Below are 25,304 nucleotides of genomic sequence, written 5' to 3' on the forward strand. Positions count from 1 at the left end.
GGTGCCCCCCGGGGTTCAGGAGCCCTTGCTGAGCAGGCCCGCGATCCGGCGCGCGGTGGCGGCGTCGCGGGCGGCGGTGAACGGCAGGGCGTTGCCGCCGGTGATGCGGAAGGGCTCGCCGGTCAGGGTGAGGTGGGTGCCGCCCGCCTCCTCGACAAGGAGCAGACCGGCCGCGTGGTCCCAGGCGGCCTCCCAGGAGAACGCGACGGCGTCCAACCGGCCGCGGGCGACGTCGAGGTACTCCAGGCCGGCGGAGCCGCACGGGCGTGGGGCGAGGCCGTCGGTCCACAGGGCGCGCAGCGCGCGCTTCTGCTCGTCGGTGGTGTAGTCCGGGTGGGAGGTGGCGACGACGAGGTCCCGGCCGGGCCCGGGCGGGCCCGCGAACAGCCGCTCCCCGTCCAGGAAGGCACCCTGGCCGCGGACGGCCGTGGCGAACTGGTCGCGCGCCGCCGCATAGGTCCAGGACGCGATCACGGTGCCCCGGTGGGCGAGCGCGACCAGCGTGCAGAAGCCGTCGTCGCCGTGCACGAACTGGCGGGTGCCGTCGACCGGGTCGACGATCCAGACGGGGGCGTCGCCCTGAAGTGCCTCGTACACCGCGGGGTTGGCGTGCACCGCTTCCTCGCCGACCACCACCGATCCGGGCAGCAGGGCGCCGAGATCCTCGGTGAGCCGCAGTTCGGCGAGCCGGTCGGCGTCCGTCACCAGGTCGTGCGGCCCGCTCTTCTCGTCCACTTCGTGCTCGGCGAGGCGCCGGAAGCGGGGCAGGATCTCGGCCGCGGCGGCCTTGCGGACCGCTTCCTCCACGTCGGCCGAGCAACGCGCGAGAAACTCGTCGATGGTTTCCGTTTCTTCGATCATGTCTCCCATGAGAGCACGTCCCCCTGACATTCCCCGCACCGCCGGTGTACGCGGGGTGGAATCGGGATGAAGAGCGGGGGTCTGTGGATCACCCTCAGCGCCCGACGGCGTACCCCTGCATGCCGCGCGGGTTCGCCGCCGCCGACAGGACGCCGGTGGCCGGGTCCCGGGCCACGGCACACAGGCGCCCCTCGGACCAGGCGGGGCCGACGGTGACGTCGTGGCCACGGCGCCGCAGCTCCTCGATCACTCGCGGGTCGGTGCGGGACTCCACGGTCACGCTGCCGGGGCGCCGGCCGCGCGGGTAGAAGGAGCTGGGGAAACTGTCGTTGTGCCAGTTCGGTGCGTCGATGGCGCCCTGCAGGTCGAGCCCGCCGCGGACCGGGGCGGCCAGGGCGACGGTGAGGAAGAAGTGCAGCTGCCACTGGTCCTGCTGGTCGCCGCCGGGCGTGCCGAACGCCATGACAGGCACCCCGTCGCGCAGCGCCAGGGACGGGGTGAGGGTGGTGCGGGGGCGGCGGCCGGGGGTGAGCGAGTTGGGCAGGCCGTCCTCCAGCCAGGCCATCTGCAGGCGCGTGCCGAGCGGGAAGCCCAGCTCGGGGACGACGGGGTTGGACTGCAGCCAGCCGCCGCTGGGCGTGGCCGCGATCATGTTGCCCCAGCGGTCGACGACGTCGAGGTGGCAGGTGTCGCCCCGGGTCGTGCCGTCGGCGGCCACCTGCGCCTCGCCGGTCGCCTGCGCGACGGCGGGCCGGCCCGGCAGCGGCGCCACGGTCGGCTCGCCGACGCCCATCGGATCGAAGCCGGGCTCCGCGGTGGCGACCACGCGCGCGTGTGCGGGCAGCCGCGGGGCGCGTCCGCCGGGGCTGCCGGGGCGCAGCTCGTGGGAGGCCTTCTCGCCGACGAGGGTGCGCCGCTCGGCGTTGTAGCCCTCCGACAGCAGGTCCGCGAGGGGCACCTCGGCGGCGTCCCCGTACCAGGCCTCGCGGTCGGCCATGGCGAGCTTGCAGCCCTCGATCAGCAGGTGGACGTAGTCGGCGCTGCCGTGGCCCGGCAGCTCGGGCGGGAGCAGGGCGAGCTGCTGGAGCAGGGCGGGTCCCTGGCTCCAGGGGCCGGCCTTGCACACCGTCCAGCCGTTCCAGTCGTAGGACACCGGTGTCTCGTAGGCCGCCGACCAGCCGGCGAGGTCGGCCTCGGTGAGGGTGCCGGTGTGCCGCTCGCCGCTGGTGTCCGCCGTGGGCCGCCGGGGCTGCCGTACCAGGGCCTCGGCGATGAAGCCGGTGCGCCAGACCTCGCGCGCGGCGTCGATCCGGGCCTCCCGGCCGCCCGCGCGGGCGGTCTCGGCCAGCAGCCGCTTCCAGGTGGCGGCGAGCGCGGGATTGCGCAGCAGGGTGCCGGGCCGGGGCGGGCGGCCGCCCGGCAGGTACACCTCGGCCGACGAGGTCCACTCGGTCTCGAACAGCCGCCGTACCCTCTCGACGGTCGCGCCGACGTTCTCCACGGGCGCGTGCCCGTGCTCGGCGTACCCGATGGCGTACTTCAGCACCTCGTCCAGGGGCTTGGTGCCGTGATCGCGCAGGAGGAGCAGCCAGGCGTCGAAGGCGCCCGGGACGGCGGCGGCGAGCGGTCCGGTGCCCGGTACGAGGTCCAGCCCGAGCCCCCGGTAGTGGGCGGCCGTGGCACCCGCCGGGGCCACGCCCTGCCCGCACAGCACGCGCACGGCGCCGCCCGCCGGGGCGAGCAGGATCGGCACCTCGCCGGCCGGCCCGTTGAGGTGCGGCTCCACGACGTGCAGCACGAAAGCACCGGCCACGGCCGCGTCGAACGCGTTGCCGCCGTTCTCCAGGACCGCCATCGCCGACTGTGAGGCCAGCCAGTGCGTGGAGGAGACCATGCCGAAGGTGCCCTGGAGGGTGGGTCGGGTGGTGAACAACGGCGCTCCTCGGCTCGAGTAGGGCTCCCGGGCGATCGTACGGATGTGATCACCGCCCGGGGAACACCGCGTGCGCCCGCCGCGTTGATCTCGTGCGGCAGGAACGGAGGCCCGGACAGTGCACGGTGAGTACAAGGTGCCCGGCGGCAAGCTCGTCGTCGTGGACGTGGACGTCGCGGACGGCGTGCTGCGGCACGTGCGCGTGGCGGGCGACTTCTTCCTGGAGCCGGACGAGGCGCTGGACGCGGTGAACCGGGCGCTGGAGGGTGCCCCGGCGGACACCGACGCGGCGGGGCTGGCCGCGCGGATCGACGCGGCGCTGCCCGAGGGCACGGTGATGTACGGCCTGACCTCGGAGGGTGTCGGTGTCGCGGTGCGCCGGGCGCTCGCGCACGCCACGGACTGGACGGACTACGACTGGCAGCTGATCCACGAGGGCCCGCAGCCGCCGGCCCTGCACATGGCGCTGGACGAGGTGCTGACGGCCGGGGTGGCGGCGGGCCGGCGCCCGCCGACGCTGCGGGTGTGGGAGTGGGGCGCCCCGGCGGTGATCATCGGCAGCTTCCAGTCGCTGCGCAACGAGGTGGACCCGCAGGGCGCGGCCCGGCACGGCATCGAGGTGGTGCGGCGGATCTCCGGCGGCGGCGCGATGTTCGTGGAGCCCGGGAACACGATCACCTATTCGCTGTCGGTGCCCGAGTCCCTGGTGCAGGGCCTGTCCTTCCAGGACAGCTACGCCTATCTGGACGACTGGGTGCTGGGCGCCCTGGGCGACATGGGGATCCGGGCCTGGTACCAGCCGCTGAACGACATCGCCACCGACCAGGGCAAGATCGCGGGTGCGGCGCAGAAGCGGATCGTGGGGCCGGACGGCGGCCCGGGCGCGGTGCTGCACCACGTGACGATGTCGTACGACATCGACGCCGACAAGATGGTCGAGGTGCTGCGGATCGGGCGGGAGAAGCTGTCCGGCAAGGGCACGCGGAGCGCGAAGAAGCGGGTCGATCCGCTGCGGCGGCAGACAGGGCTGCCGCGTGAGGCCGTCATCGCGCGGATGATCGAGTCGTTCCGGGGGCGGTACGGCCTGATGGACGGCCAGGTGACCGCGGACGAGCTGGCGCGTGCGCAGGAGCTGGCGCGGACGAAGTTCACGTCCCCGGAGTGGACGGCCCGCATCCCCTGACCGGACATAAGGGGATATACAACACGGCGCCGGTGAGCCTGAGTTACCGGCCGGGTACGTAGCGAGTTGGCACTTCCGCCGCACAGGCAGGCGTGTGACACTGTCGTCCCCGTCCACACTGCGGACCCCTCCGCACCACCTCCCCCACGAGAAGTGCGCTGTGCGTTCCCTTCCTCTGCCGCTCGCCCTCACCGCGCGTCTGACGCCGGTCGTGGTCCTCGCCTGTGCCGGCTGGGCGCTGTCGTCGGGCCCCGCCACACCCTCCGCTGCCGCCGGGCACCGGACACCCCAGAAGACGCCCGCCGGTTCCTCCGCCGCCGCCCCCTCGGCCGGCGCGCCGTCCAAGACCTACACCGACGCTCCCGCTCCCTGCGGCAGCGTGCCCGCGGCCACCGTCAAGTCCCTGGTGCCGGGCGCGAAGACGGCCGGCAAGGAGATCCCGTCGACGGACACCGCGCTGCGCCGCACCTGCTCCTGGAACGCGCTCCAGGGTTTCGACTACCGCTGGCTCGACGTGTCCTTCGAGATCAGCGGGTCGGACGAGGAGGCCCGCAAGCAGTACGAGGCGCGGATCGGCGAGAAGAGCGGCGGCGGTGCCGTACCCGGCCTCGGCGACAGCGCCTACTCCGTCGTGAACCTCACCACGGAGGACAAGCAGCAGACCCGTGAGGGCGTCGTACTGGCCCGCGTCGCCAACGCCCTGGTCGTCGTCACGTACAACGGCAGCGACTTCGAGACCAAGAAGGCCCCCGGCACCGACGAGATCAACAAGGGGGCCATCAAGGCGGCCAAGTCCGCGGTCGCCGCGCTGGAGGGCGGCAAGGGCTGAGGCCGTGAGCGGCCGGGGGTGGTTCCGGCCACGTCGGGAGACGGCCGCGGGCGGTGCACCCCGTCTCCGCGACGAGGAAGCTCAGTGAGCAGGGGTCCGGGCCGACGGGCACGCCGCGCGCTGCCTGTCCCCGGCGTGCCCGTCGGCCGGTCCACGGCTCAGCTGGACCGGCTCTGGCCGCGGCCAGGGCTGAGGCTGAGCAGGGTGTACAGCAGCAGGGCGGAGGCCAGGCCGACGGCCCAGCCGTAATCGGCCAGGGGCTTGAGGAACGGGATGAGTCCGTCCGCGGGGAAGGGGCCCTGCTTGACGCCCTTGACCACGGTCGAGTACGAGCCGCCGACGGCCAGGACGCCGCCGATCACGAAGGCGGCCACCGCGCGCATGTTCCAGCCGCCGGTGTACCAGTAGCGGCCGTCGGACTGGTACAACTCCCCCAGCGCCAGGCGGGTTCGGCGCACGATCCAGTAGTCGGCGACGAGGATGCCGGCCACGGTGCCGAGCAGGCCGCCGACGAAGCCGAGCCACGTGTAGATGTACACGTGCGGGTTGGCGATCAGCTTCCACGGCATGATCAGGATGCCGACCACGCCGGTGATCAGCGCGCCGGTGCGGAAGCTGACCAGTCGCGGCAGCAGGTGCGACAGGTCGTACGCCGGGGAGACGACATTGGCGGCGATGTTCACCGACAAGGTCGCCACCATCACGATCAGCAGCGCGAACAGGGCCCCGACGGTGTTGCTCATCTTCGCGCTCAGTGCGATCGGATCCCAGATCGGCGCCCCGTAGACGGCCTGGGAGCCGGACGTCACCAGCACCGACAGGATCGCGAACAGTGTCATCGTGGTCGGCAGGCCCAGGGCCTGACCCAGCAGCTGGGCGCGCTGGCTGCCGCCGAAGCGAGTGAAGTCCGGAATGTTCAGCGACAGCGTGGACCAGAATCCGATCATGCCCATCAGAGAGGGGAAGAACACCTTCCAGAACCCGCTCCCCCAGCCCAGGCCGGACGGCTGGTCCAGCAGCGGGCCGAAGCCGCCTGCCTTGGCGGCCATGACCCCCAGCAGCACCAGCGCACCGACGATCACCAGCGGAGCCGCCCAGTTCTCCACTCTGCGCAGCGTCTCCATGCCGCGGGTGATGATGGCGACCTCGATGAGCCAGAACACCCCGAACGACAGCCACTGGGTCCACGGCGTGCCCCCGATCGAGCCGGCGTGCAGCCAGCCGTGGCCGAACAGCTTGCCGGCCAGCAGGAAGATGCCCTCCCCGCCGATCCACGTCTGAATGCCGAACCAGCAGCACGCCACCGCCGCCCGCACCATCGCCGGCAGGTTCGCCCCGCGCACCCCGAACGACGCCCGCGCGAACACCGGGAAGGGGATCCCGTACTTGGTGCCGGCGTGACCGGTCAGCAGCATCGGCACCAGCACGATCACGTTGGCCAGCGCGATCGTCAGCACGGCCTGCTTCCAGTCCATCCCCAGCGCCACCAGCCCCGAAGCCAGCGTCCACGACGGAATGCAATGCGCCATTCCCACCCAGAGGGCGAGATAGTTGTACGTCCCCCATGTCCGGCGCTCGACCGGGACCGGCACCAGGTCCGCGTTGGCGAAACGCGAATCGTCCAGCACGGCCGGATCGGACAGCGCGACCCGGCCGTCCGGATACACCTGTTGCGCGACGGCCGGATCGGCCAGGGTTCTTCCACTGGAGGACATCAGGACCACCTCGTATCGCAGGACTCAAGGAGGGGCGTGGGGGGTGCGAACTCGGGGGAAAGGTCAGGAGTTGACGGCAGGGATGATGTACCGGCCGTAGGCGTCGATGGTGGCTTCCTGGGCGTCGTGCATGTCGTACACCGCGAACTGGTCGACGCCCAGGGCACGGAGCGCGGTCAGCTTCTCGATGTGCTTCTCGGCGGGTCCGATCAGGCAGAACCGGTCCACGATCTCGTCCGGCACGAACCGGGTGTCCGGGTTGTCGCTGCGCCCGTGGTGGCTGTAGTCGTAGCCCTGCCGGGCCTTGATGTAGTCGGTGAGTTCCTCGGGGACCTGGGAGGAGTGCTCGCCGTACTTGGTGACCAGGTCGGCGACATGGTTGCCCACCATGCCGCCGAACCAGCGGCACTGCTCACGGGCGTGGGCGAGGGCCTCGGGCGAGTCGTCCTCGGTGACGTACGCGGGGGCCGCCACACAGATCGTGACCTCGGAGGGGTCGCGTCCGGCGGCTGCGGCCGCGTCCTTGACGGCCTTCACCATGTACTCGGTGAGGTACAGGTCGGCGAGCTGGAGGATGAACCCGTCGGCCTCCTCGCCGGTCATCTTCAGCGCCTTGGGGCCGTACGCGGCCATCCAGACGGGGAGTTCGGCGCCCTCCTTGATCCATGGGAACCGGATCGTGGTGCCGCCGAGGTCGGCCTCCTCGCCGCGGCCGAGGGCGCGGATGACCTTCATGGCCTCGCTGATCCGGGCGAGGGTGTTGGGTTTGCGGCCCGCGACGCGCATGGCGGAGTCGCCGCGGCCGATGCCGCAGACGGTGCGGTTGCCGAACATGTCGTTGAGGGTGGCGAAGGTGGAGGCGGTGACCTCCCAGGTGCGGGTGCCCGGGTTGGTGACCATCGGGCCGACCTTCAGCGTGGACGTGTTGGCGAGGATCTGGCTGTAGATCACGAACGGTTCCTGCCACAGCACGGCGGAGTCGAACGTCCAGCCGTGGCTGAAGCCGCTGCGCTCGGCCCGCTTCATCAGGCTGACGACACGGGAGGCCGGCGGGTCGGTCTGCAGGACGAGTCCGAAGTCCATGGGCGCCACTCCTAGTTGAGGTACTGACAGGTGGAGCGCGGGGTGTAGACGCCATGACCGGCGCGTCCGGTGTACTCCCGCTGGTCGATGACGAGTTCGCCGCGCGAGAGGACCGTCTCGACCCGGCCGGTGGTGCGTTTGCCCTCGTACGCCGAGTAGTCGACGTTCATGTGGTGCGTCCCGGCCGACATCACCTGCTCGGCGTGCGGGTCGTAGATGACGACGTCCGCGTCGGCGCCCGGGGCGATGGTGCCCTTCTTCGGGTACATGCCGAACATCCGGGCCGGCGCGGCGCAGGCGATCTCGATCCAGCGGCGACGCGAGATGTGCCCGTCCACGACCGCCTGGTGCAGCAGGTCCATACGGTTCTCCACGCCCGGCAGTCCGTTCGGGATCTTGGAGAAGTCGCCGCGGCCCAGTTCCTTCTGGCCCACGAAGCAGAACGGGCAGTGGTCGGTGGAGACCACCTGGAGGTCGTTGGTGCGCAGGCCCCGCCAGAGCCTGGCCTGGTGCTCGCGGGGCCTGAGGGGCGTGCTGCACACGTACTTGGCGCCCTCGAAGTCCGGCTCGGCGAGGTTGTCGGTGGACAGGAACAGATACTGCGGGCAGGTCTCGCCGAAGACGGGGAGCCCCTCGTCCCGGGCGCGCGCCAGCTCGGCCACCGCCTCCATGGCCGAGACGTGCACGACGTACAGCGGGGCCCCGGCGACCTGGGCGAGCCGGATGGCGCGGTGGGTGGCCTCGGCCTCCAGCAGGGCCTTGCGGACCTCGCCGTGGTAGCGCGGGTCGGTCTCGCCGCGGGCGAGCGCCTGCTCGACCAGCACGTCGATCGCGATGCCGTTCTCGGCGTGCATCATGATCAGCCCGCCGTTCTCGGCGGAGCGCTGCATGGCGCGCAGGATCTGGCCGTCGTCGGAGTAGAAGACGCCGGGGTACGCCATGAACTGCTTGAAGGACGTCACTCCCTCCTCGACCAGCAGGTCCATCTCCTTGAGCGTCTCCTCGTTCACATCCGAGACGATCATGTGGAAGGCGTAGTCGATCGCGCAGTTCCCCTCGGCCTTGGCGTGCCAGGCGTCCAGGCCCTCGCGCAGGGTGTGGCCGACGCTCTGCACGGCGAAGTCGACGATCGTCGTCGTACCGCCCCAGGCGGCGGCCCGGGTGCCGGTCTCGAAGGTGTCGGAGGCGAAGGTGCCGCCGAAGGGCAGCTCCATGTGGGTGTGGGCGTCGACGCCGCCCGGGATGACGTACTTCCCGGTGGCGTCGATCACCCGGTCGGCGGTGAACGCCCCTGCGGCGGGGGTGCCGGACGCCGCGAGGGCGGCGATGCGGCCGTCCTCGATCAGGACGTCGGCGTGGATCTCGTCCGACGCGGTGATGACGAGACCACCGCGGATCACTGTTCGGCGGCTCATGGGGCCCCCTCCTTCGTGGTCATCTGCGGGTGCGTGGTGGCTGGTCGCGCAGTTCCCCGCGCCCCGGCCGGCGCTGGTGCGAACGGCGTTGTCAGGGCGCCGTCAGCGGTGCGTACGCGCCCGGCGCACGGTCGCGGTAGAACTGCCAGCGATCGCGAACCTCGCGGAGCCTGGCCAGGTCCAGGTCGCGTACGACGAGTTCGGTCTCCTTGTCGCTCGCGACCTCGCCGACGAACCGGGCCTCCGGGTCCACGAAATACGTCGTGCCGTAGAAGTCGTTGTCGCCCAGGTCCTCCACGCCGACGCGGTTGATCGCGCCCACGAAGTACTCGTTGGCGACGGCCGCCGCCGGCTGCTCCAGCTGCCACAGGTAGCGGGAGAGGCCACGGGAGGTGGCCGAGGGGTTGAAGACGATCTCGGCACCGGCCAGGCCCAGCGCTCGCCAGCCCTCCGGGAAGTGGCGGTCGTAGCAGATGTAGACGCCGATCCTCCCCGCGGCGGTGTCGAAGACCGGCCAGCCGCTGTTGCCCGGGCGGAAGTAGAACTTCTCCCAGAACCCCTGCACTTGGGGGATGTGGGTCTTCCGGTACTTGCCGAGGTAGGAGCCGTCGGCGTCGATCACGGCCGCGGTGTTGTACAGGACGCCCGGCTGCTCCTCCTCGTACATCGGCAGGACCAGGACGATGCCCAGCTCGCGGGCGAGGGCCTGGAAGCGGCGGACGGTCGGGCCCTCGGGGATCCGCTCGGCGTACTCGTAGAAGGCCTTGTCCTGGACCTGGCAGAAGTAGGGGCCGTAGAACAGCTCCTGGAAGCAGAGGACCTGGGCGCCCTGCGCGGCGGCGTCGCGAGCCGCCTGCTCGTGCACCTGGATCATGGATTCCTTGTCGCCGGTCCAGGCGGTCTGGAAGAGGGCGGCACGGATCACTCGGCTCATCGGGACCTCCGGTAGCTCGGTGTCCGGTGAGCCTAGAAAGCCCGGGTAGCCGGTTCGATTGGCAGCGTGTCACGTCCGCGGGCGGTCGGCGTGCCACCGTGTCACGTGTTCGTCGGCCCATGTTTCACCGTCGTTTTCCCAGTTCGTGGCATGTTTCACCGCTGTTGCGCGTCGTGCGCGAGGAGCGCGATGTGCACGGAGGCCGCCTGTTCGAAGTCGTCGAGGTCGACACCGAGGCGGGCCTGTATGGCCTCCAGGCGGCGGTAGAGCGCGGGCCGGGAGACGTGGTGGAGCTGGGCGGTGCGGGACTTGTTGCGGCCGGTCGCCAGATAGGTCCGCAGCACGTTCAGCAGCTGCGGTTCGGCCTCGCGGAGCAGCCCGTCCAGCTCCCGCTCGGCGAAGGACTGCACCTGCGGGTCGTCGCGCAGCAGGCGGATCAGCCCGCGCAGGTGGACGTCCTTGAGGCGGACGACGGCCGGCAGGTCGAGCACGGCGGCGCTGTCGGCGACCGCGTCGGCGACGTGCCGGGCCTCGCGCAGTCCGGCGGGCACGTCGTCCCAGGCGGTGCGCGGATCGGCGGTGGCCACCACCGCGCCCTCCGCTCCGGTGCCGGTGCGCAGCCGGGCCGCGAAGTGCGCGGTGAGCGCCCCGGCCTGCTGGTCCCGGGCGAGGCTGAGCAGGACGGCGACGGCCCCGCCGGCCAGCTCCGCGACCAGGCCGGGCAGCCCCAGCACCCGCAGCAGCCGCTCCAGTCGGGCCGGGTCCCCGCCGGGTACGACGAGCGGCACGAAGGTCCGCCGGTTGACCGGCAGCCCGGCCGCCCGGGCGCGCGGCAGCAGCCGCCGGGCCGGTACGACCCCGGAGACGAGGTCGGTCAGCAGGCTCTGCGCCGACTGTTCCTCCCAGCTGTGCGCGGAGCTGTCGCCGAGCATGCGGTGCAGCACCAGCGCCTCGGCGGCCCGGTCCGCGAGCAGCTGCCCGGTGGGCGTGTCGCCTCGGTAGCCGCACAGCAGCAGCCGGCCCCACCGCTCCCCGCGGCCGCCCAGCTCGGCCCGGATCCAGCCGTCGCCCGCGGTGCCGCCCGCCTGCCGGGCGATCCGCTCCCAGTCGCGCAGCACGTCGTCCACGGCGGACCGCTCCCCCGCGGTGCCGAGGACCCGGTGGGCGAGGTTGGTGACCACGACCGGGCAGCCGCTGTGCCGGGCGACCTCGTCGAGCAGCCGTTGCAGCGGGGCACCGGCCGTGATGAGCCCGGTGAGGGCGGTCCGTACGCTCTCCGACAGGCTGATCGCGGCGAACTTCCGCCGGACCAGCCGGGACTGCACCTCCTCCGTCAGCTCGGCGAAGGGGAACGGCCGGTGCAGCACCACCATGGGCAGCCCGCACCGCTCGGCGGCCCGCCGCATCACCTCGGGCGTGGCGGGAAAGGCCCGGCCGAGGCCGAGCACGACGGCCGCCGCCTCCGCGCGGTGCAGGGAGCGGATGTACTCGGCCTGCCCGGCCTCGTCGCCGGCCAGCAGCACCCCGGTGGTGAGCACCATCTCGCCGCCGCTGAGCATCACTCCCACGTCGGCGGCCTCGGCGACATGCACCCAGCGCACCGGCCGGTCGAGCTGCCCGGCGCCGGCCACCACCTCCGGCTCCCCGGCGAGCACGCGCTCCAGGGTGAGCACCTGGCGCACGGAGAGGGCAGGCTCGGGGGGCTGCCACCCGGTGTGCCGGGGCTCGGAGGTGGTGGTCATGGCCGTACACCTGCTCTCTCGTACCTGCTCCCCAACGGCGTGGCGCGGGTGCCTCAGCCGGTCTCGTACGTGGCGCGCAGGGCGTGTTCCAGGATCGCCGCGCCCTCCTCGGCCTCGGCGACGGTCAGCGACAGCGGCGGGGCGATCCGCAGCGCGCTGGTGTTGTGTCCGCCGCCCTTGCCGATGAGCAGTCCGCCCTCGCGGGCCGTCTCCAGCACGGCGGCGGCGCCTCGCGGATCCGCCTCGTCGGTGCCTGGCTTGACCAGCTCGATGCCGATCATCAGCCCGCGGCCGCGCACCTCGCGTACGCCGGGCAGCTGGGCCGCGACGGCCCGGAGCCGCTCGATGAGCAGTCCGCCGACGCGCCGGGCGTTGCCCTGGAGGTCGTGTTCGAGGAGGTAGTTGAGGTTGGCGAGACCGCCTGCCATGGTGAGCTGGGTGCCGCCGAAGGTGGAGATGCTGTTGGCGTCCAGGCAGTTCATGACCTCGGCGCGGGCGACGACCCCGCCGATGGACAGGCCGTTGCCGATGCCCTTGGCGAAGGTGACGAGGTCCGGCGGGCCGCTGCGGGCGTGCGCCTGCCAGCCCCAGAAGTGCTCGCCGGTACGGCCCCAGCCGGTCTGCACCTCGTCGGCGATCCACAGGATCCCGTGTTCCTGCAGCACCTCGCGGAAGGCCGCGTAGAGTCCGTCCGGCGGGCAGGTGAAGCCGCCGACCCCCTGGATGGGCTCGGCGATCAGCGCGGCGGGCGGCCGGGTGTGGCCGAGGACGTCCTTCAGGTCGGCGACACAGGCGTCGATGAAGGCGCGGTCGTCGAGATGGGCGTACGGTCCGCGGGTGCGCACGCCGCCGTGCACGTACAGGGTCTGCAGCGGGGACAGCGAGGTCGGGGACCAGCTGCGGTTGCCGGTGATGCCGACCGTGCTGAAGGACCGGCCGTGGTAGCTGTTGCGCATGGCCAGGACGGTGTTGCTGCGCCGGAGGGCGGTGGCGAGCAGCAGGGCGGTGTCGTTGGCCTCCGTCCCGGAGGTCGTGAAGAACACCCGGGCGTCCGGGATGCCGCTCAGCTGGGCGATCCGCTCGGCGAGTTCGACCATCGGCCGGTTCAGGTAGAGGGTCGAGGAGTGGATGATGCGGCCGGCCTGCTCGCTGACCGCCTTGGTCACCTCGGGCAGCGCGTGCGCGGTCATCGTGGTCAGGATGCCGCCGAAGAAGTCCAGGTATCTGCGGCCGGCGGAGTCCCAGACGTGCCGTCCCTCGCCGTGGGTGATCTCGAGGGGGTCGTCGTAGTAGAGGGCGAGCCAGTCGGGCAGGACCTTGCGGTGGCGGGAGTAGAGGTCGTTCACGGCTGCACCAGCCCTTCGTAGGCGTCGGGACGGCGGTCACGGTAGAAGGCCCACTGCTGCCGCACCTCTTCGATGAGGTCGAAGTCGAGGTCGCGGACGAGGAGTTCCTCGGCCTTGTCGCCGGCGGTCTCCCCGACGAACCGCCCGCGCGGATCGACGAAGTACGACGTGCCGTAGAAGTCGTTGTCGCCGTACTCCTCCTGCCCCACCCGGTTGATGGCGGCGACGAAGTATTCGTTGGCGACGGCCGCGGCGGGCTGTTCCAGCTGCCACAGGTAGGCCGACAGGCCCCGGTGGGTGGCGGAGGGGTTGTAGACCAACTGGGCGCCGTTCAGTCCGAGTTGCCGCCAGCCCTCCGGGAAGTGCCGGTCGTAGCAGATGTAGACGCCGACCTTGCCGACGGCGGTCTCGAAGACGGGCCAGCCGAGGTTGCCGGGCTTGAAGTAGTACTTCTCCCAGAAGCCCTTGACCTGCGGAATGTGGTGCTTGCGGTACTTGCCGAGGTAGGTGCCGTCGGCGTCGATCACGGCGGCGGTGTTGTAGTAGAAGCCGGACTGCTCGACCTCGAAGACCGGTACGACGATCACCATCCCCGTCTCGCGGGCGAGGTCCTGCATCCGGCGGACGGTGGGGCCGTCGGGCACCGGTTCCGCCCAGTGGTAGTGCTCCGGCTCCTGGACCTGACAGAAGTAGGGGGCGTTGAAGACTTCCTGGAAGCCGATGATCTTCGCACCCCGGCGGGCCGCCTCGCGGGCGTGCTCCTCGTGTTTCGCCACCATGGACTCGGTGTCGCCGGTCCAGGTGGCCTGGACCAGAGCGGCGCGGACGACGTTGGCCATGAGCTGCTCCTTCGACAGGACGTCAGAGCCTCTACGCACGTAGAAACGGCCCGTAGAGGCACGAACGTAAGCCTCCCGGAGGCCCTTGCCAAGACCATCGTCGCCAACCCGCGGAGTCGATCACGTTTCACACTCCTGTGGGTGACCGGACCGACCGACCAGTGAGGACATACCGGGGCACTTCTGGACGCTCCTGACCAGGTATGGTCACGTGGCGTGCCCGGCGACGCGCAGTGCGTGCACGAGGTCCCAGTGCCGCTCCGCGGAGACGGCGAGCGCCGCCTCCAGCAGCAGCGGGACGAGGCGCCGGGGGCCGGCGGCGGCGCAGCGGGCGGCCTCCTCGGGCGTGCGGACGCGTACGCAGGCGTCCAGCAGGGCACGCATCTCCCGTTGCCGGCCCTCGCCGTCCAGCCGGAGCAGGGCCGCGCCGATGTGCTCCGCCGGCCGGACCACACCCTGCCGCAGCAGCTGCCGTCCGTCGCCGTCCCGCCCGGCCGCGGCGAGCGCGTCAGCGACCTCGACCAGCCGTTCGACAGGCAGCGAGGCGGCTTCCCAGAGCAGCGTGGCCCAGTCGGCACCGAGTCCGGCCCGGTGCAGGGCGTTCGCGAGCGGCGGCAGCCGGCCGGCGGGCCACTGGGCGGCCTCGGCCAGCAGCACGTGCGCCTCCCCGCTGCGCCCCTCGGCCCGCAACCGCGCCAGCCGCTCCACGGCCTCCCCGACCACCTCGCGACATGCCGCGTCCGCCGCCACCCCGCCGGGCGCCGCGGCGCCCGCCGCCGGCCCACCCGGCGCCGCCCCGCCCAGCGCCGCCCCGCCCGGCGTCGCCGCGTCCGCCGCCAGACCGCCGGGCGCCGCGTTCGCCGCCACCCCGGCCGGCTCCCCGGCCCCGGCGAACCGGGCCCCGCGCGGGGCCCCGCGCCCGGCGGGAGTTTCCGCCACGGGGGGCACGGGGGCCTGCGGTACGACGACCGGAACGGCATCCTCGCCGTCTGCCATTCCGGCGAAGCGTGCGCTGCCGCGGCGGCGTCTGCGGGGTTTGCCGGAGCCGGCAGCGGCCGCTCGCGCGTCCTGACCCTGCCGCGGGGCACGGGTGTCCTGCTCGGCACGGGCAGGAAGGGCGCCCTCCGCAGGACGGCCGGCCTGCGCGGCCTGCCCGTCCCACTCGGCACGTCCGTCCCACTCGACACGTCCGGCCCGCGCCTCTTGGGCGGCGCCCGCCTCTTGGGCGGCACGCGCGCCATGGGCGCGGTGCGCGTCATGGGCGGTATGCGCGTCACGCCCGGCACGCGCGTCATGGGCACCGTGCACGTCATGGGTGGCGTGCGCGTCACGCCCGGCACGCGTGTCATGGGCGGTATGCGCGTCTTGGGCGCCGTGCGCGGTGTGCCCGTCCCACCCGTCGACCGGCCCCGTATCCCCTCCCCCGGGAGGCAGCCGTCGGTCCAACGCCGCGAGCCTCACCCGGAGTTCCGCGCAGCGTGCGGTGGCGCGCTCGTGGTCGTCGTGGGCCCAGGCGAGGTCGAGGTGGAGGGACTCCGCCTCTTCGGCGGAGGCCGGTGCGGACAGCAGGCGGCTCAGCTCGGCGTGGCGCTCCGCGGCGTACCGCTGCTCACGGAGCATGACGTCGAGCCGGTCGACCAGGAGGTCCCGGGCACCGGGCCGGGCGTCGTGCGCGGTGAGCGCGGCGGCGTGCAGCACCCGGGCTCTTTCCCGCTCGGCCGCGGCGGCGGCGGGACCGTACCCCGCGGCCAGGTCCTCCAGCAGGGCCTCCAGGACGTCCCACGGCGGCACCTCACGCCCGTCCAGGCAGGCCCGCATGCCCTCGGGGTCGCGCTGCCAGAAGACCCCGCTCCAGCCGGCACCCTGGTCGAGGCGGGCCAGAAGGCCGTCCAGGTAGCTCGCGAACTCCCTTGCCCCTCCGGGGAGTTGATCCACCGCCATCGTCCAGCTCCCGCCCGGCCGCCAGCACTCCGCCAGCCAGGCAACACCAGTCGTGTTACGGGACTGCTACGGAGAGTTTTCCGGCAGCGCGCGGACAAGTCACCACGAGCCTTCGGGCACCGCCAGCAGCCGCCTCGCGGGAGCCTCAGGCGGCCACCAGTGCACACCGCTCGACCAGCTCGTCCATCGACAGACCGAGCGCCCCGGCGAGCGCGGCCACGGTGAAGAACGCCGGCGTCGGCGCCCGCCCCGTCTCGATCTTGCGAAGCGTCTCGGCCGAGACGCCCGCCGCGGCGGCGACGTCGGCCATGCTCCGGCCGCCGCGCGCCTCGCGCAGCAGCCGTCCGAGCCGCTCGCCGCGTTCACGCTCTTCGGGGGTGAGAGGGGTGCGCACCATGCCCCCGAACGAGGGCCGCCCGGGCCGCGGCTTCCTGCTGCGTCCCGGCACGGTGCTCGCCATCGAGCCGATGCTGATCGCGAGCGGCAGGGACGCGTACCACGCGGCAGCCGACGGCTGGACCCTCCGGACGTCCGACGGCTCCCGGGCAGCCCACGTCGAGCACACGGTGGCGATCACAGAACAGGGCCCCAGGATCCTGACGGCACGAGTGCCGGCCTGAAGGGGCACGGGGCAAGCCCCCACCCCCGTGGATCCACCCCCGAAGCACAGCAGCCCCCACCTCCATGGACCCACCCCCGAAGCACAGCAGCCCCCACCTCCATGGATCCGCCCCCGAAGCACAGCAGCCCCCGCCCCCGCGGATCCGCCGCCGGAGCGCTGGAGCCCGCGCCTCCGTGGGCGGACATGCCCACCCTCACGGATCGTGTCATCGTGGGCATGAGCAACCCGCACCCGGGTTACCCGGCCGCTCCGCACGTCGCCAGTGAAGGAACGGAATGCCATGACCAACGGCTACCCTCCTGACCCCTTCGGTGAATTCCTGGCCCGCTTCTTCAGCGGGGCCGTCGGCGGAGCCAGCCGACCGCGCCACATCGACATCGGCCGCCTGCTCAGCCAGCCGGCCCGGGAGCTGGTCAGAGGAGCCGCGCAGTACGCCGCCGAGCACGGCAGCCGGGACCTGGACACCCAGCACCTGTTGCGCGCGGCGGTGTCCGCCGAACCCACCCGGAGTCTGCTCAGCCGGGCGGGCGCGGATCCGGACTCGCTCGCGACGGAGATCGACGGCCGGGCGGGACCGGTCCAGCACCCGCCGGGCGAGGTGCCGCCGCCGACCTCGCTGTCGCTGACCCCGGCGGTCAAGCGGGCCCTGCTGGACGCGCACGACATGGCGCGGGCGAGCGGCGCCGGGTACATCGGCCCGGAGCACGTGCTGAGCGCCCTGGCCTCGAATCCGGACTCGGCCGCCGGACACATCCTGAACGCGGCCCGGTTCTCGCCGGGCGCCCTGCCGCCCGAGGCCCAGGAGAGCACGCAGCCCCGTCCCGAGCGGCAGCGGCCGACCGGTACGCCGACCCTGGACAAGTACGGCCGCGATCTGACCGAGCTGGCCCGGGAGGGCCGGATCGACCCGGTCATCGGCCGTGACACGGAGATCGAGCAGACCATCGAGGTGCTCTCGCGGCGCGGCAAGAACAATCCGGTGCTGATCGGTGACGCGGGCGTCGGCAAGACGGCGATCGTGGAGGGCCTGGCCGAGCGGATCGCCGACGCGGACGTCCCGGACGTCCTGGCGGGCCGCCGGGTCGTGGCCCTGGACCTCACCGGGGTCGTGGCCGGCACCCGCTACCGGGGCGACTTCGAGGAGCGGCTGAACAACATCGTGGAGGAGATCCGCGCCCACTCCGACCGGCTGATCGTGTTCATCGACGAGCTGCACACCGTCGTCGGGGCGGGTTCCGGCGGCGAGGGCGGCGCGATGGACGCCGGGAACATCCTCAAGCCCGCCCTCGCCCGGGGCGAGCTGCACGTCGTGGGCGCGACCACGCTGGAGGAGTTCCGCCGGATCGAGAAGGACGCGGCGCTGGCCCGCCGGTTCCAGCCGATCCTGGTGCCGGAGCCGACCGTCGAGGACACGATCGAGATCCTGCGCGGGCTGCGCGACCGGTACGAGGCCCACCACCAGGTCCAGTACACCGACGAGGCGCTGGTCGCCGCCGTCGAGCTGTCGGACCGGTACCTCACCGACCGGCGGCTGCCGGACAAGGCGATCGATCTGATCGACCAGGCGGGCGCGCGGGTCCGGCTCGGGGCCGGGACCAAGGGCACCGACGTGCGCGCGATGGAGCGCGAGGTGGAACAGCTGGTCCGGGACAAGGACCAGGCGGTCGCGGACGAGGACTACGAACAGGCCAAGCAGCTGCGCGACCGGATCGCCGAGCTGAAGGAGCGGATCGCGCGGACCGGCGACGGCGACAAGGCCGACGAGGGACAGCTGGAGGTGACGGCGGAGGCCATCGCCGAGGTGGTGTCCCGGCAGACCGGCATCCCGGTCAGCCGGCTGACCCAGGAGGAGAAGGAGCGGCTGCTCGGCCTGGAGCAGCACCTGCATCAGCGGGTGGTCGGCCAGGAGGAAGCGGTCGCCGTGGTGTCCGAAGCGGTGCTGCGCTCCCGTGCCGGACTCGCGAGCCCCCACCGGCCGATCGGCAGCTTCCTCTTCCTCGGGCCGACCGGCGTCGGCAAGACCGAGCTGGCCCGGGCACTGGCGGAGGCGCTGTTCGGCAGCGAGGACCGCATGGTCCGCCTCGACATGAGCGAGTACCAGGAGCGGCACACCGTCTCCCGGCTCGTCGGCGCGCCGCCCGGCTACGTCGGTCACGAGGAGGCCGGGCAGCTCACCGAGGTGGTGCGCAGGCACCCGTACTCGCTGCTCCTCCTCGACGAGGTGGAGAAGGCCCACCCGGACGTGTTCAACATCCTGCTGCAGGTCCTGGACGACGGGCGGCTCACCGATTCCCAGGGCCGGACCGTGGACTTCACCAACACGGTCATCGTGATGACCAGCAACCTGGGCTCCGAGGCGATCACCCGGCGCGGTGCCGGCATCGGTTTCGGGCCGGGCGGCGCGGACGCCGACGAGGAGGCCCGGCGCGAGCAGATCCTCCGGCCGCTGCGCGAGCACTTCCGGCCGGAGTTCCTCAACCGCATCGACGAGATCGTGGTCTTCCGTCAGCTGACCGGCGAGCAACTGCGGCAGATCACCGACCTGTTGCTGGAGAGCACCCGGCGGCTGCTGGACGGGCAGGGCGTCACGGTGGACTTCACGGACGCGGCCGTGGACTGGATCGCCGAGCGCGGCTACCAGCCGGAGTACGGCGCCCGGCCGCTGCGCCGCACCATCCAGCGTGAGGTCGACAACCAGCTGTCCCGGCTGCTGCTGAACGGCACGATCTCCGAGGGCGGCCGGGTGACGGTGGACGTCGAGAACGGACGGCTGGTCTTCCGCACCCAGCGGCCCCAGCCGCCCGCGGCCGACGAACCCCGGCCTCCCGCACCCGAGTTGTGAGAGCGGCGCCGATACCGTGAAAGCCTGGGGCCGAGTTGTGAGAGCGGCGCCGATGCCGTGAAAGCCTACGGCGCCGGATCCACCACCATCGCCGAGCCGCCGCCGCGCCGTACCTTCTCGGCGGCGGCCAGCCACCTGCCGTCCGGCAGCCGCTGCACGCCGGTCGCCGCGCCGATCTCCGGGTTCTGTTTGAAGCTGTGCCCGATGGCCTCCAGCTTCGCCTTCACGTCGCTGTCGTAGAGGGCCGGTTCGAGTTCGGTCTGGGCGGCGTTGCGCTGGCTGGCACGGGGTGCGGCGATCGCGTCGACCAGTGGCTGGTGCCGGTCCAGGAACCCGGTGAGCGTCTGCAGCACGGTGGTGATGATGGTCGCTCCGCCGGGCGAACCGAGGGCCACGACCGGCTTGTCGTGCCGGTCCAGGACGATCGTCGGCGAGATCGAGGAGCGCGGGCGCTTGCCCGGGCCCGGCAGGTTCGGGTCGTGCACAGCCGGGCTGGCCGGGGCGAAGGAGAAGTCGGTCAGCTCGTTGTTGAGCAGGAAGCCCCGGCCGGGCACGGTGATGCCGCTGCCGCCGGTCTGCTCGATGGTGAGCGTGTATGCGACGACGTTGCCCCACTTGTCGGCCGCGGTGAGGTGGGTGGTGTTCTCGCCCTCGTACGTCGTCGGGGCCGCCTTACCGCCCTGGCCGCAGGCAGCCGGGTGGCGCGGGTCGCCGGGCGCGAGCGGGCTGCCGAGCACGGCGTCGTCCGTGATCAGGCAGGCGCGCGAGTCGGCGTACTTCTGCGACAGCAGCTGTTTGACCGGTACGTCCTCGAAGGCGGGGTCACCGACCCAGCGTCCGCGGTCGGCGAAGGCGATGCGGCTGGCCTCGATGAAGCGGTGCAGGTACTGCACCTCGCTCGCCTTCGAGAGGTCCGTCTTCTCCAGGATGTTGAGGGCCTCACCGACGGTCGTGCCGCCGGAGGAGGAGGGCGCGATGGAGTACACGTCCAGGCCGCGGTACGAGGTCCTGGTGGGCGCCTGGAGCTTGGCGCGGTAGACGGCGAGGTCCTTCTCGGCGAGCTTGCCGGGGCGGGCGTTCCAGTGGGAGGCCGGGTCCACGGGCGGGTGTTCGACCGTCTCGACGATGTCGTCGCCGATGTCGCCGCGGTAGAGCGCGCCGATGCCCTTGCGGCCCAGCTCCTCGTAGGTGCGGGCGAGTTCGGGGTTCTTGAGCGTCGAGCCGACGACGGGCAGCTTGCCGTTCGGCAGGAACAGCTTCACGGTGTCCGGGAAGTAGCGGAACCGGGTCTCGTTGGACGCGGTCTGCGCGCGGAAGGTGTCGTCCACCGTGAAGCCGCCGCGGGCGATCCGCTCGGCCGGCTTCAGGACCGTACCGAGCTTCTTGCTGCCCCACTCGTCCAGCGCCTTCTGCCAGGTGGCGGGCGTGCCGGGGGTGCCGACGCTCAGCCCGCTGCTGACGGCGTCGGCGAAGGCGAGCGGCTTGCCGTTCTCGGTGAACAGGTCGGAGCCGGCGCTGAGCGGAGCGGTCTCGCGGCCGTCGATGGTGTGCACGGTCCGGGACTTGGCGTCGTAGTAGACGAAGTAGCCTCCGCCGCCGATGCCGGCGGAGTAGGGCTCGGTGACGCCGAGCGCGGCGGCGGTGGCGACGGCCGCGTCCACGGCGTTGCCGCCGTGCTCGAGCACCTCGATGCCGGCGGCGGAGGCGTCGGCATCGACACTGGCGACCGCGCCGCCATAGCCCACGGCCACGGGAACCTTCGTGGCCTTCTCGCTCGTCTGCGCGGCGGGTGGCGGGGCCGCCGCCCCCACCGACACCACAGCGGCCGAGACCGCAAGAACGGCCAGTTTCCGCGTACCTGGGCGACCCATGCGTACCTCCCGTCGGGACAGTCCGCGCAGCGTAACGAGATTGCCGTACTACCGACAGTACGCCTCGGTGGCCTGCCACACGATCGTCACACGTCGAACACGGGTACGTACCGGTCGCCGGGGCCCGCTACCATGCGCGGCCATGAACGACGACGTGCGCAACATCGTCCTGGGCGTCATAGCGGCGGGTGTCTCCGCCTCGCTGGGCTGGGCCGCCCGTACGTACCTGTGGCGGCGAAGACTGCGGCGAAAGCAGGTCTTCTTCGGACTGCCGGACCATTCCGAGTCGCTGCTGGTGGTCAACCGCAACGCGGGCGGGCCCGAGTTGTCGGTGATGCGGCACGACGTGTTCGCCCTGCTGGAGCTGTCCGCCCTGATCAAGGACTGCAACGCGCACGCGCAGGTCGTCGCGCACGACGCCACCCGGCAGGGGTTCGGCGAACGCACGGAGTTCTGCCTGGGCGGCCCCGCCTCGAACCGCCGGATGGCGGCCCATCTCTCCTCCCTCCTGCCGGGTGTCCGGATCAACGTCGAGGCCGAGGCGGGACCGGAGCTGGGCGCCTTCCGGGTCGGCGGGAACGACTACCGCATGGACAGCGGCAAGAGCGAGTACGTGCTGCTCGCCCGGCTCACCGCGGGCGGGCGGCACGACTCCCGCCCGGTGTTCCTCTTCTGCGGCCAGCGGGCCATCACCAACCAGGCCGCCACCCGCTACCTCGCCCGGCACCACGAGCGGCTGGCCCGCAAGCACGGGGCCGGCTCCTTCGTCCTGCTGCTGAAGGTGGTCAACTCGCAGGCGTACGGCCCCGATGTGGTCGAGCTGGTCGCGGACGTGACGCGGGCGGCACAGACGCCGCTGCCGGAGCCGGCCACCACGGCGGCAGACTGACGGTTCAACAGTCTCCGCGATCAACAATCTTTACCCGTACGTAACTTACCGACGGGTTACTTGCGGTAAGGGGGCGCGGTTACCGTCGGGTCACTTTGCACTTACACGAGTGAAGGAGTGACCCATGGGACACGGTCGCACCGCTCTGCGCACTTCCGCCGCGGGAGCCGTCTCGGCGGCACTGATCGCCGGCACCGTCGTCGGCCTGGCGCCGGCCGCACAGGCCGCACCGTCCGTCCGCTTCGTCGACATCACCGGCGACGGCGGCACCGCACTGAAGGCCAACGTCCTCACGCCCGGGGGCGCCGACGGCACGCGCACCTACCCGCTCATCGTGCTGCCCACCAGCTGGGGCCTGCCGCAGGTGGAGTATCTGGCCCAGGCCCAGAAGCTCGCCGACTCCGGCTATGTGGTGCTCACCTACAACGTGCGGGGTTTCTGGCAGTCCGGCGGCCAGATAGAAGTGGCCGGTCCGCCCGACATAGCGGACGCCTCCAAGGTCATCGACTGGGCCCTCTCCCACACTCCCGCCGACCCGGAGCACGTCGGCATGGCGGGGGTGTCGTACGGCGCCGGGATCAGCCTCCTCGCGGCCGCGCACGACAAGCGCATCAAGGCCGTTGCGGCACTCAGCGGCTGGGCCGACCTCATCGACTCGATCTACTCGGGCCGCACCCAGCACCGGCAGGCGGCGGCCGTCCTGGACGGCGCGGCCACGCTCACCGGCCGCGAGAGCCCCGAGCTGCGCGCCATCTTCGACAACCTGTACTCCTCGAACCTGTCGAAGGAGCAGGAGATGATCGACTGGGGGCGGAAGCGTTCCGCCGCAACCTACCTCGATCAGCTCAACAGCAACGGCGCCGCGGTCATGCTGGCCAACGCCTGGGGCGACACGGTCTTCCCGGCGAACCAGTACGCCTCCTTCTACGAGAAGCTGACCGTCCCCAAGCGGCTGGAACTGCGCCCCGGCGACCACGCGACCCCGGAGCTGACCGGCCTGTTCGGGCTGCCCAACGATGTGTGGACGGACACCGAGCGCTGGTTCGACCACTACCTCAAGGGCGTCGACAACGGCATCGAGCGCGAGCAGCCGGTCCGGCTGAAGTCCCGTAGCGCGGGGGAGTACGAGGGCTACCCGGACTGGAAGTCGGTCACCGCCACCCGGAAGAAGATCGCCCTGGCCGGGTCCACCACCATCCACACGAACGTCGACTCCGGCGCGGACGGCGGGATCGTCTTCCTCTCCAGCATCCTCGACCAGGTCGCCCAGCTGCCGCCCATGGCCTCGATCCCGCTGCTGCCGCGCCGCTGGGCGGCCGTGTGGAAGTCGGAGCGGTACGGCGGCGCCCAGCGGGTGCGCGGCACCACCACGCTGCACACGACGCTCACCCCGACCGCGGAGAGCGGCACGCTCGTGGCCTACCTGTACGACGTGGGCCCGCTCGGGATCGGCAAGCTGGTCACCCATGCGCCCTACACCTGGCACGGGCGGACGCCCGGCACGCCGTTCGGCGTCGACCTGGACCTGTTCTCCACGGCCTACGACGTCCCCGCCGGGCACCGCCTCGCGCTGGTGGTCGACACGGTCGACCCGCTGTACATCGAGCACAACCCGTCCGGCGCGCAGCTGACCTTCTCCTCGCCCGCGGACGACCCGTCGTACGTGTCCGTCCCGCTCGGCGAGCAGTGATCTCCGGCTGCCGCCGGACGAGCCTGGCCCGTGTGAACTGCCGCCCCCCTTACGGTCTCGGGGCCATGGGGGGCTCCCCACCCGGCAGCAGCGCCCCAGGGCCGGCCGTGGCGACCGCCACGGCCTCGGTCTTGGGGCTGCGCTGCTCACGGCGGGACACCCAGCCGGCGAACCACGAGAGCAGCATGCACATCCCGATGTAGATCGGCGAGATCACCATCACCACGGGGATGAAGGGCAAATCGTAGTCGAGGTTGGAGGCGATGAGTTTTCCGGCATGGAGGAACTCCTCGTAGGTGATGAGAAAACCGAGGGAGGTGTCCTTCAGGGCGACCACCAGCTGGCTGATGATGGCCGGCATCATGGCACGCACGGCCTGGGGGACGAGGACGTGCACCATGACGTGCGTCTTGCGCATCCCGAGCGCGAACGCGGCTTCCCGCTGGCCGCGTTCGACGGCGTTCACTCCCGAGCGGAAGACCTCGGCGAGCACCGAGCCGTTGTAGAGGGTGAGTCCGGCGACCAGTGCGGGCAGCGGCTGCACCTTCAGCGCCACGAAGATGAAGAAGATCATCACCAGCACGGGCATCGCGCGGAAGAACTCGACGACGAGCGTGGCCAGCAAGCGCACCGGCCGGTGGTCCGACAGCCGCCCGGTGGCCAGCACCCCGCCGAGCGCGAGGGAGAGGACCGCGGCGATCGCGAACGCCTTGAGGGTGTTGCCGAGCCCGCGCAGCAGCAGTTCCTGGATGCCCTTGTACTCGAAGGGCATCCACTTGGTGTACGTGAACTGGCCGGTGGCGAAGAGGAGATGGAGGATCCAGGCGACGAGGGCGAGGATGACGACCGCCGACAGCACACCGTAGACGGCGTGCCGTCGGCGGGTGCGCGGGCCCGGGACGTCGTAGAGGGCGGTGGCCTCGGTCATCGGGCGACTCCGTACTTCCGCTCCAGCACGTTGAACACGGCGCTGATGGCGAGCGTGATGATCAGATAGCCGACTGCGATCCAGACGAAGGTCCAGATGATGTTGTAGCCGAGTTCGTTGATCGTCTTGTACGTGCCCAGCAGCTCGGTCACGCTGAACGCGCCGGCGATCGCGGAGTTCTTGGCGAGCGCGATGAGAGTGGAGCCGACGGGCGGGATCACGGAACGGAACGCCTGCGGCAGCACCACCAGCGACAGGGTCTGTCCGAAGCTCATCCCGAGGCTGCGGGCCGCCTCGCCCTGTCCCGTGGGGACGGTGTTGATGCCGGAGCGCAGTACCTCGCAGATGAACGCCGAGGTGTAGCAGCCGAGGGCGAGGATCGCGAACACATCGAAGGGCAGGACGAGTCCGAACCGGGGCAGTCCCAGCAGCACCGCGAAGAATAGCAGGGTGAGCGGGGTGTTGCGCAGCACGGTGACCCATGCGGTGCCGAAGACCCGCAGGGAACGCACGGGCGCGACCCGGAAGGACGCCATCACGAAGCCCAGGACGAGGGCCAGCAGGGAGGCGTAGACGGTCAGTTCGAGGGTGCCGAGGAACCCTTCGCCGTAGGTGGAGAAGTTGTCTGTCAGTACGTTCAT

General features: G+C 71.8%; 19 protein-coding genes and 1 pseudogene. 6 read left to right on the top strand and 14 right to left on the bottom strand.

What is annotated here, in order from left to right:
* Positions 1 to 15: 15 nt before the first annotated feature.
* Complete coding sequence (locus ACZ4SF_RS12330; protein ID WP_468381984.1) at positions 16 to 861, bottom strand: inositol monophosphatase family protein; 846 nt, start codon at positions 859 to 861, stop codon at positions 16 to 18.
* A 94-nt stretch (positions 862 to 955) separates the two neighbouring features.
* Complete coding sequence (locus tag ACZ4SF_RS12335) at positions 956 to 2,794, bottom strand: gamma-glutamyltransferase family protein (protein WP_468381987.1); 1,839 nt, start codon at positions 2,792 to 2,794, stop codon at positions 956 to 958.
* Between the two features lie 118 nt (positions 2,795 to 2,912).
* On the opposite strand from ACZ4SF_RS12335, the gene ACZ4SF_RS12340 reads away from it, so the two are divergent.
* Together ACZ4SF_RS12340 and ACZ4SF_RS12345 are read left to right on the top strand one after the other, a co-directional pair.
* Complete coding sequence (locus ACZ4SF_RS12340) at positions 2,913 to 3,977, top strand: lipoate--protein ligase family protein (RefSeq protein WP_468381991.1); 1,065 nt, start codon at positions 2,913 to 2,915, stop codon at positions 3,975 to 3,977.
* A gap of 160 nt (positions 3,978 to 4,137) precedes the next feature.
* Positions 4,138 to 4,806, top strand: a complete 669-nt coding sequence (locus ACZ4SF_RS12345; RefSeq protein WP_468381995.1) for a hypothetical protein — start codon at positions 4,138 to 4,140, stop codon at positions 4,804 to 4,806.
* 158 nt (positions 4,807 to 4,964) lie between these two features.
* Here ACZ4SF_RS12345 and ACZ4SF_RS12350 read toward each other — a convergent pair whose 3' ends face one another.
* The 9 genes from ACZ4SF_RS12350 to ACZ4SF_RS12390 all read right to left on the bottom strand — a co-directional run bounded on the left by ACZ4SF_RS12350 (position 4,965) and on the right by ACZ4SF_RS12390 (position 16,218).
* The gene (locus tag ACZ4SF_RS12350) at positions 4,965 to 6,521 is read right to left on the bottom strand and encodes an NCS1 family nucleobase:cation symporter-1 (protein ID WP_468381998.1); all 1,557 of its coding nucleotides are present in this window, start codon (positions 6,519 to 6,521) and stop codon (positions 4,965 to 4,967) included.
* Positions 6,522 to 6,584: 63 nt separating this feature from the next.
* Positions 6,585 to 7,604 carry a TIGR03842 family LLM class F420-dependent oxidoreductase gene (locus ACZ4SF_RS12355; protein ID WP_468382001.1) on the bottom strand — a complete coding sequence of 340 codons (1,020 nt, stop codon included), beginning with the start codon at positions 7,602 to 7,604 and terminating at the stop codon, positions 6,585 to 6,587.
* Between the two features lie 11 nt (positions 7,605 to 7,615).
* Positions 7,616 to 9,019, bottom strand: a complete 1,404-nt coding sequence (hydA, locus tag ACZ4SF_RS12360) for a dihydropyrimidinase (RefSeq protein WP_468382004.1) — start codon at positions 9,017 to 9,019, stop codon at positions 7,616 to 7,618.
* A 91-nt stretch (positions 9,020 to 9,110) separates the two neighbouring features.
* Complete coding sequence (locus tag ACZ4SF_RS12365) at positions 9,111 to 9,953, bottom strand: nitrilase-related carbon-nitrogen hydrolase (RefSeq protein ID WP_468382006.1); 843 nt, start codon at positions 9,951 to 9,953, stop codon at positions 9,111 to 9,113.
* 155 nt (positions 9,954 to 10,108) lie between these two features.
* A complete protein-coding gene (locus ACZ4SF_RS12370) occupies positions 10,109 to 11,695 on the bottom strand; it encodes a PucR family transcriptional regulator (protein WP_468382009.1) in 1,587 nt (528 codons plus the stop codon).
* A gap of 53 nt (positions 11,696 to 11,748) precedes the next feature.
* Positions 11,749 to 13,041 (bottom strand): aspartate aminotransferase family protein, encoded by a 1,293-nt coding sequence (locus ACZ4SF_RS12375; RefSeq protein ID WP_468382012.1) that lies wholly within the window; start codon positions 13,039 to 13,041, stop codon positions 11,749 to 11,751.
* Positions 13,038 to 13,880 carry a nitrilase-related carbon-nitrogen hydrolase gene (locus ACZ4SF_RS12380; RefSeq protein WP_468382015.1) on the bottom strand — a complete coding sequence of 281 codons (843 nt, stop codon included), beginning with the start codon at positions 13,878 to 13,880 and terminating at the stop codon, positions 13,038 to 13,040. Before ACZ4SF_RS12380 ends, ACZ4SF_RS12375 begins: the two co-directional genes overlap by 4 nt.
* Before the next feature lie 207 nt (positions 13,881 to 14,087).
* Positions 14,088 to 15,821, bottom strand: coding sequence for a hypothetical protein (locus tag ACZ4SF_RS12385; protein WP_468382017.1), 1,734 nt, complete (start codon positions 15,819 to 15,821; stop codon positions 14,088 to 14,090).
* A gap of 145 nt (positions 15,822 to 15,966) precedes the next feature.
* Positions 15,967 to 16,218 carry a helix-turn-helix domain-containing protein gene (locus ACZ4SF_RS12390; protein ID WP_468382020.1) on the bottom strand — a complete coding sequence of 84 codons (252 nt, stop codon included), beginning with the start codon at positions 16,216 to 16,218 and terminating at the stop codon, positions 15,967 to 15,969.
* A gap of 4 nt (positions 16,219 to 16,222) precedes the next feature.
* On the opposite strand from ACZ4SF_RS12390, the pseudogene ACZ4SF_RS12395 reads away from it, so the two are divergent.
* Together ACZ4SF_RS12395 and ACZ4SF_RS12400 are read left to right on the top strand one after the other, a co-directional pair.
* Positions 16,223 to 16,441, top strand: a pseudogene (locus ACZ4SF_RS12395) (type I methionyl aminopeptidase); the annotation flags it as partial.
* Between the two features lie 282 nt (positions 16,442 to 16,723).
* A complete protein-coding gene (locus ACZ4SF_RS12400; protein WP_468382023.1) occupies positions 16,724 to 19,285 on the top strand; it encodes an ATP-dependent Clp protease ATP-binding subunit in 2,562 nt (853 codons plus the stop codon).
* A gap of 65 nt (positions 19,286 to 19,350) precedes the next feature.
* Here the strand turns inward: ACZ4SF_RS12400 and ggt are convergent, their stop codons facing one another.
* Positions 19,351 to 21,156, bottom strand: a complete 1,806-nt coding sequence (gene ggt, locus ACZ4SF_RS12405; protein WP_468382027.1) for a gamma-glutamyltransferase — start codon at positions 21,154 to 21,156, stop codon at positions 19,351 to 19,353.
* Between the two features lie 142 nt (positions 21,157 to 21,298).
* Between ggt and ACZ4SF_RS12410 the strand changes: the two genes are divergently transcribed.
* Positions 21,299 to 22,045: a hypothetical protein gene (locus ACZ4SF_RS12410; RefSeq protein ID WP_468382030.1), complete on the top strand. Its 747-nt coding sequence runs from the start codon at positions 21,299 to 21,301 to the stop codon at positions 22,043 to 22,045.
* Between the two features lie 124 nt (positions 22,046 to 22,169).
* On the top strand, positions 22,170 to 23,735 hold the full coding sequence (locus tag ACZ4SF_RS12415; protein ID WP_468382035.1) for an alpha/beta fold hydrolase: 1,566 nt from the start codon (positions 22,170 to 22,172) through the stop codon (positions 23,733 to 23,735).
* Positions 23,736 to 23,784: 49 nt separating this feature from the next.
* Here the strand turns inward: ACZ4SF_RS12415 and ACZ4SF_RS12420 are convergent, their stop codons facing one another.
* Together ACZ4SF_RS12420 and ACZ4SF_RS12425 are read right to left on the bottom strand one after the other, a co-directional pair.
* The gene (locus ACZ4SF_RS12420; protein ID WP_468382038.1) at positions 23,785 to 24,663 is read right to left on the bottom strand and encodes an amino acid ABC transporter permease; all 879 of its coding nucleotides are present in this window, start codon (positions 24,661 to 24,663) and stop codon (positions 23,785 to 23,787) included.
* Entirely contained in the window at positions 24,660 to 25,304 is a 645-nt protein-coding gene (locus tag ACZ4SF_RS12425) for an amino acid ABC transporter permease (protein ID WP_468382041.1), read from the bottom strand. Before ACZ4SF_RS12425 ends, ACZ4SF_RS12420 begins: the two co-directional genes overlap by 4 nt.

It is taken from the genome of Streptomyces sp. NPDC027663 (assembly GCF_055566415.1).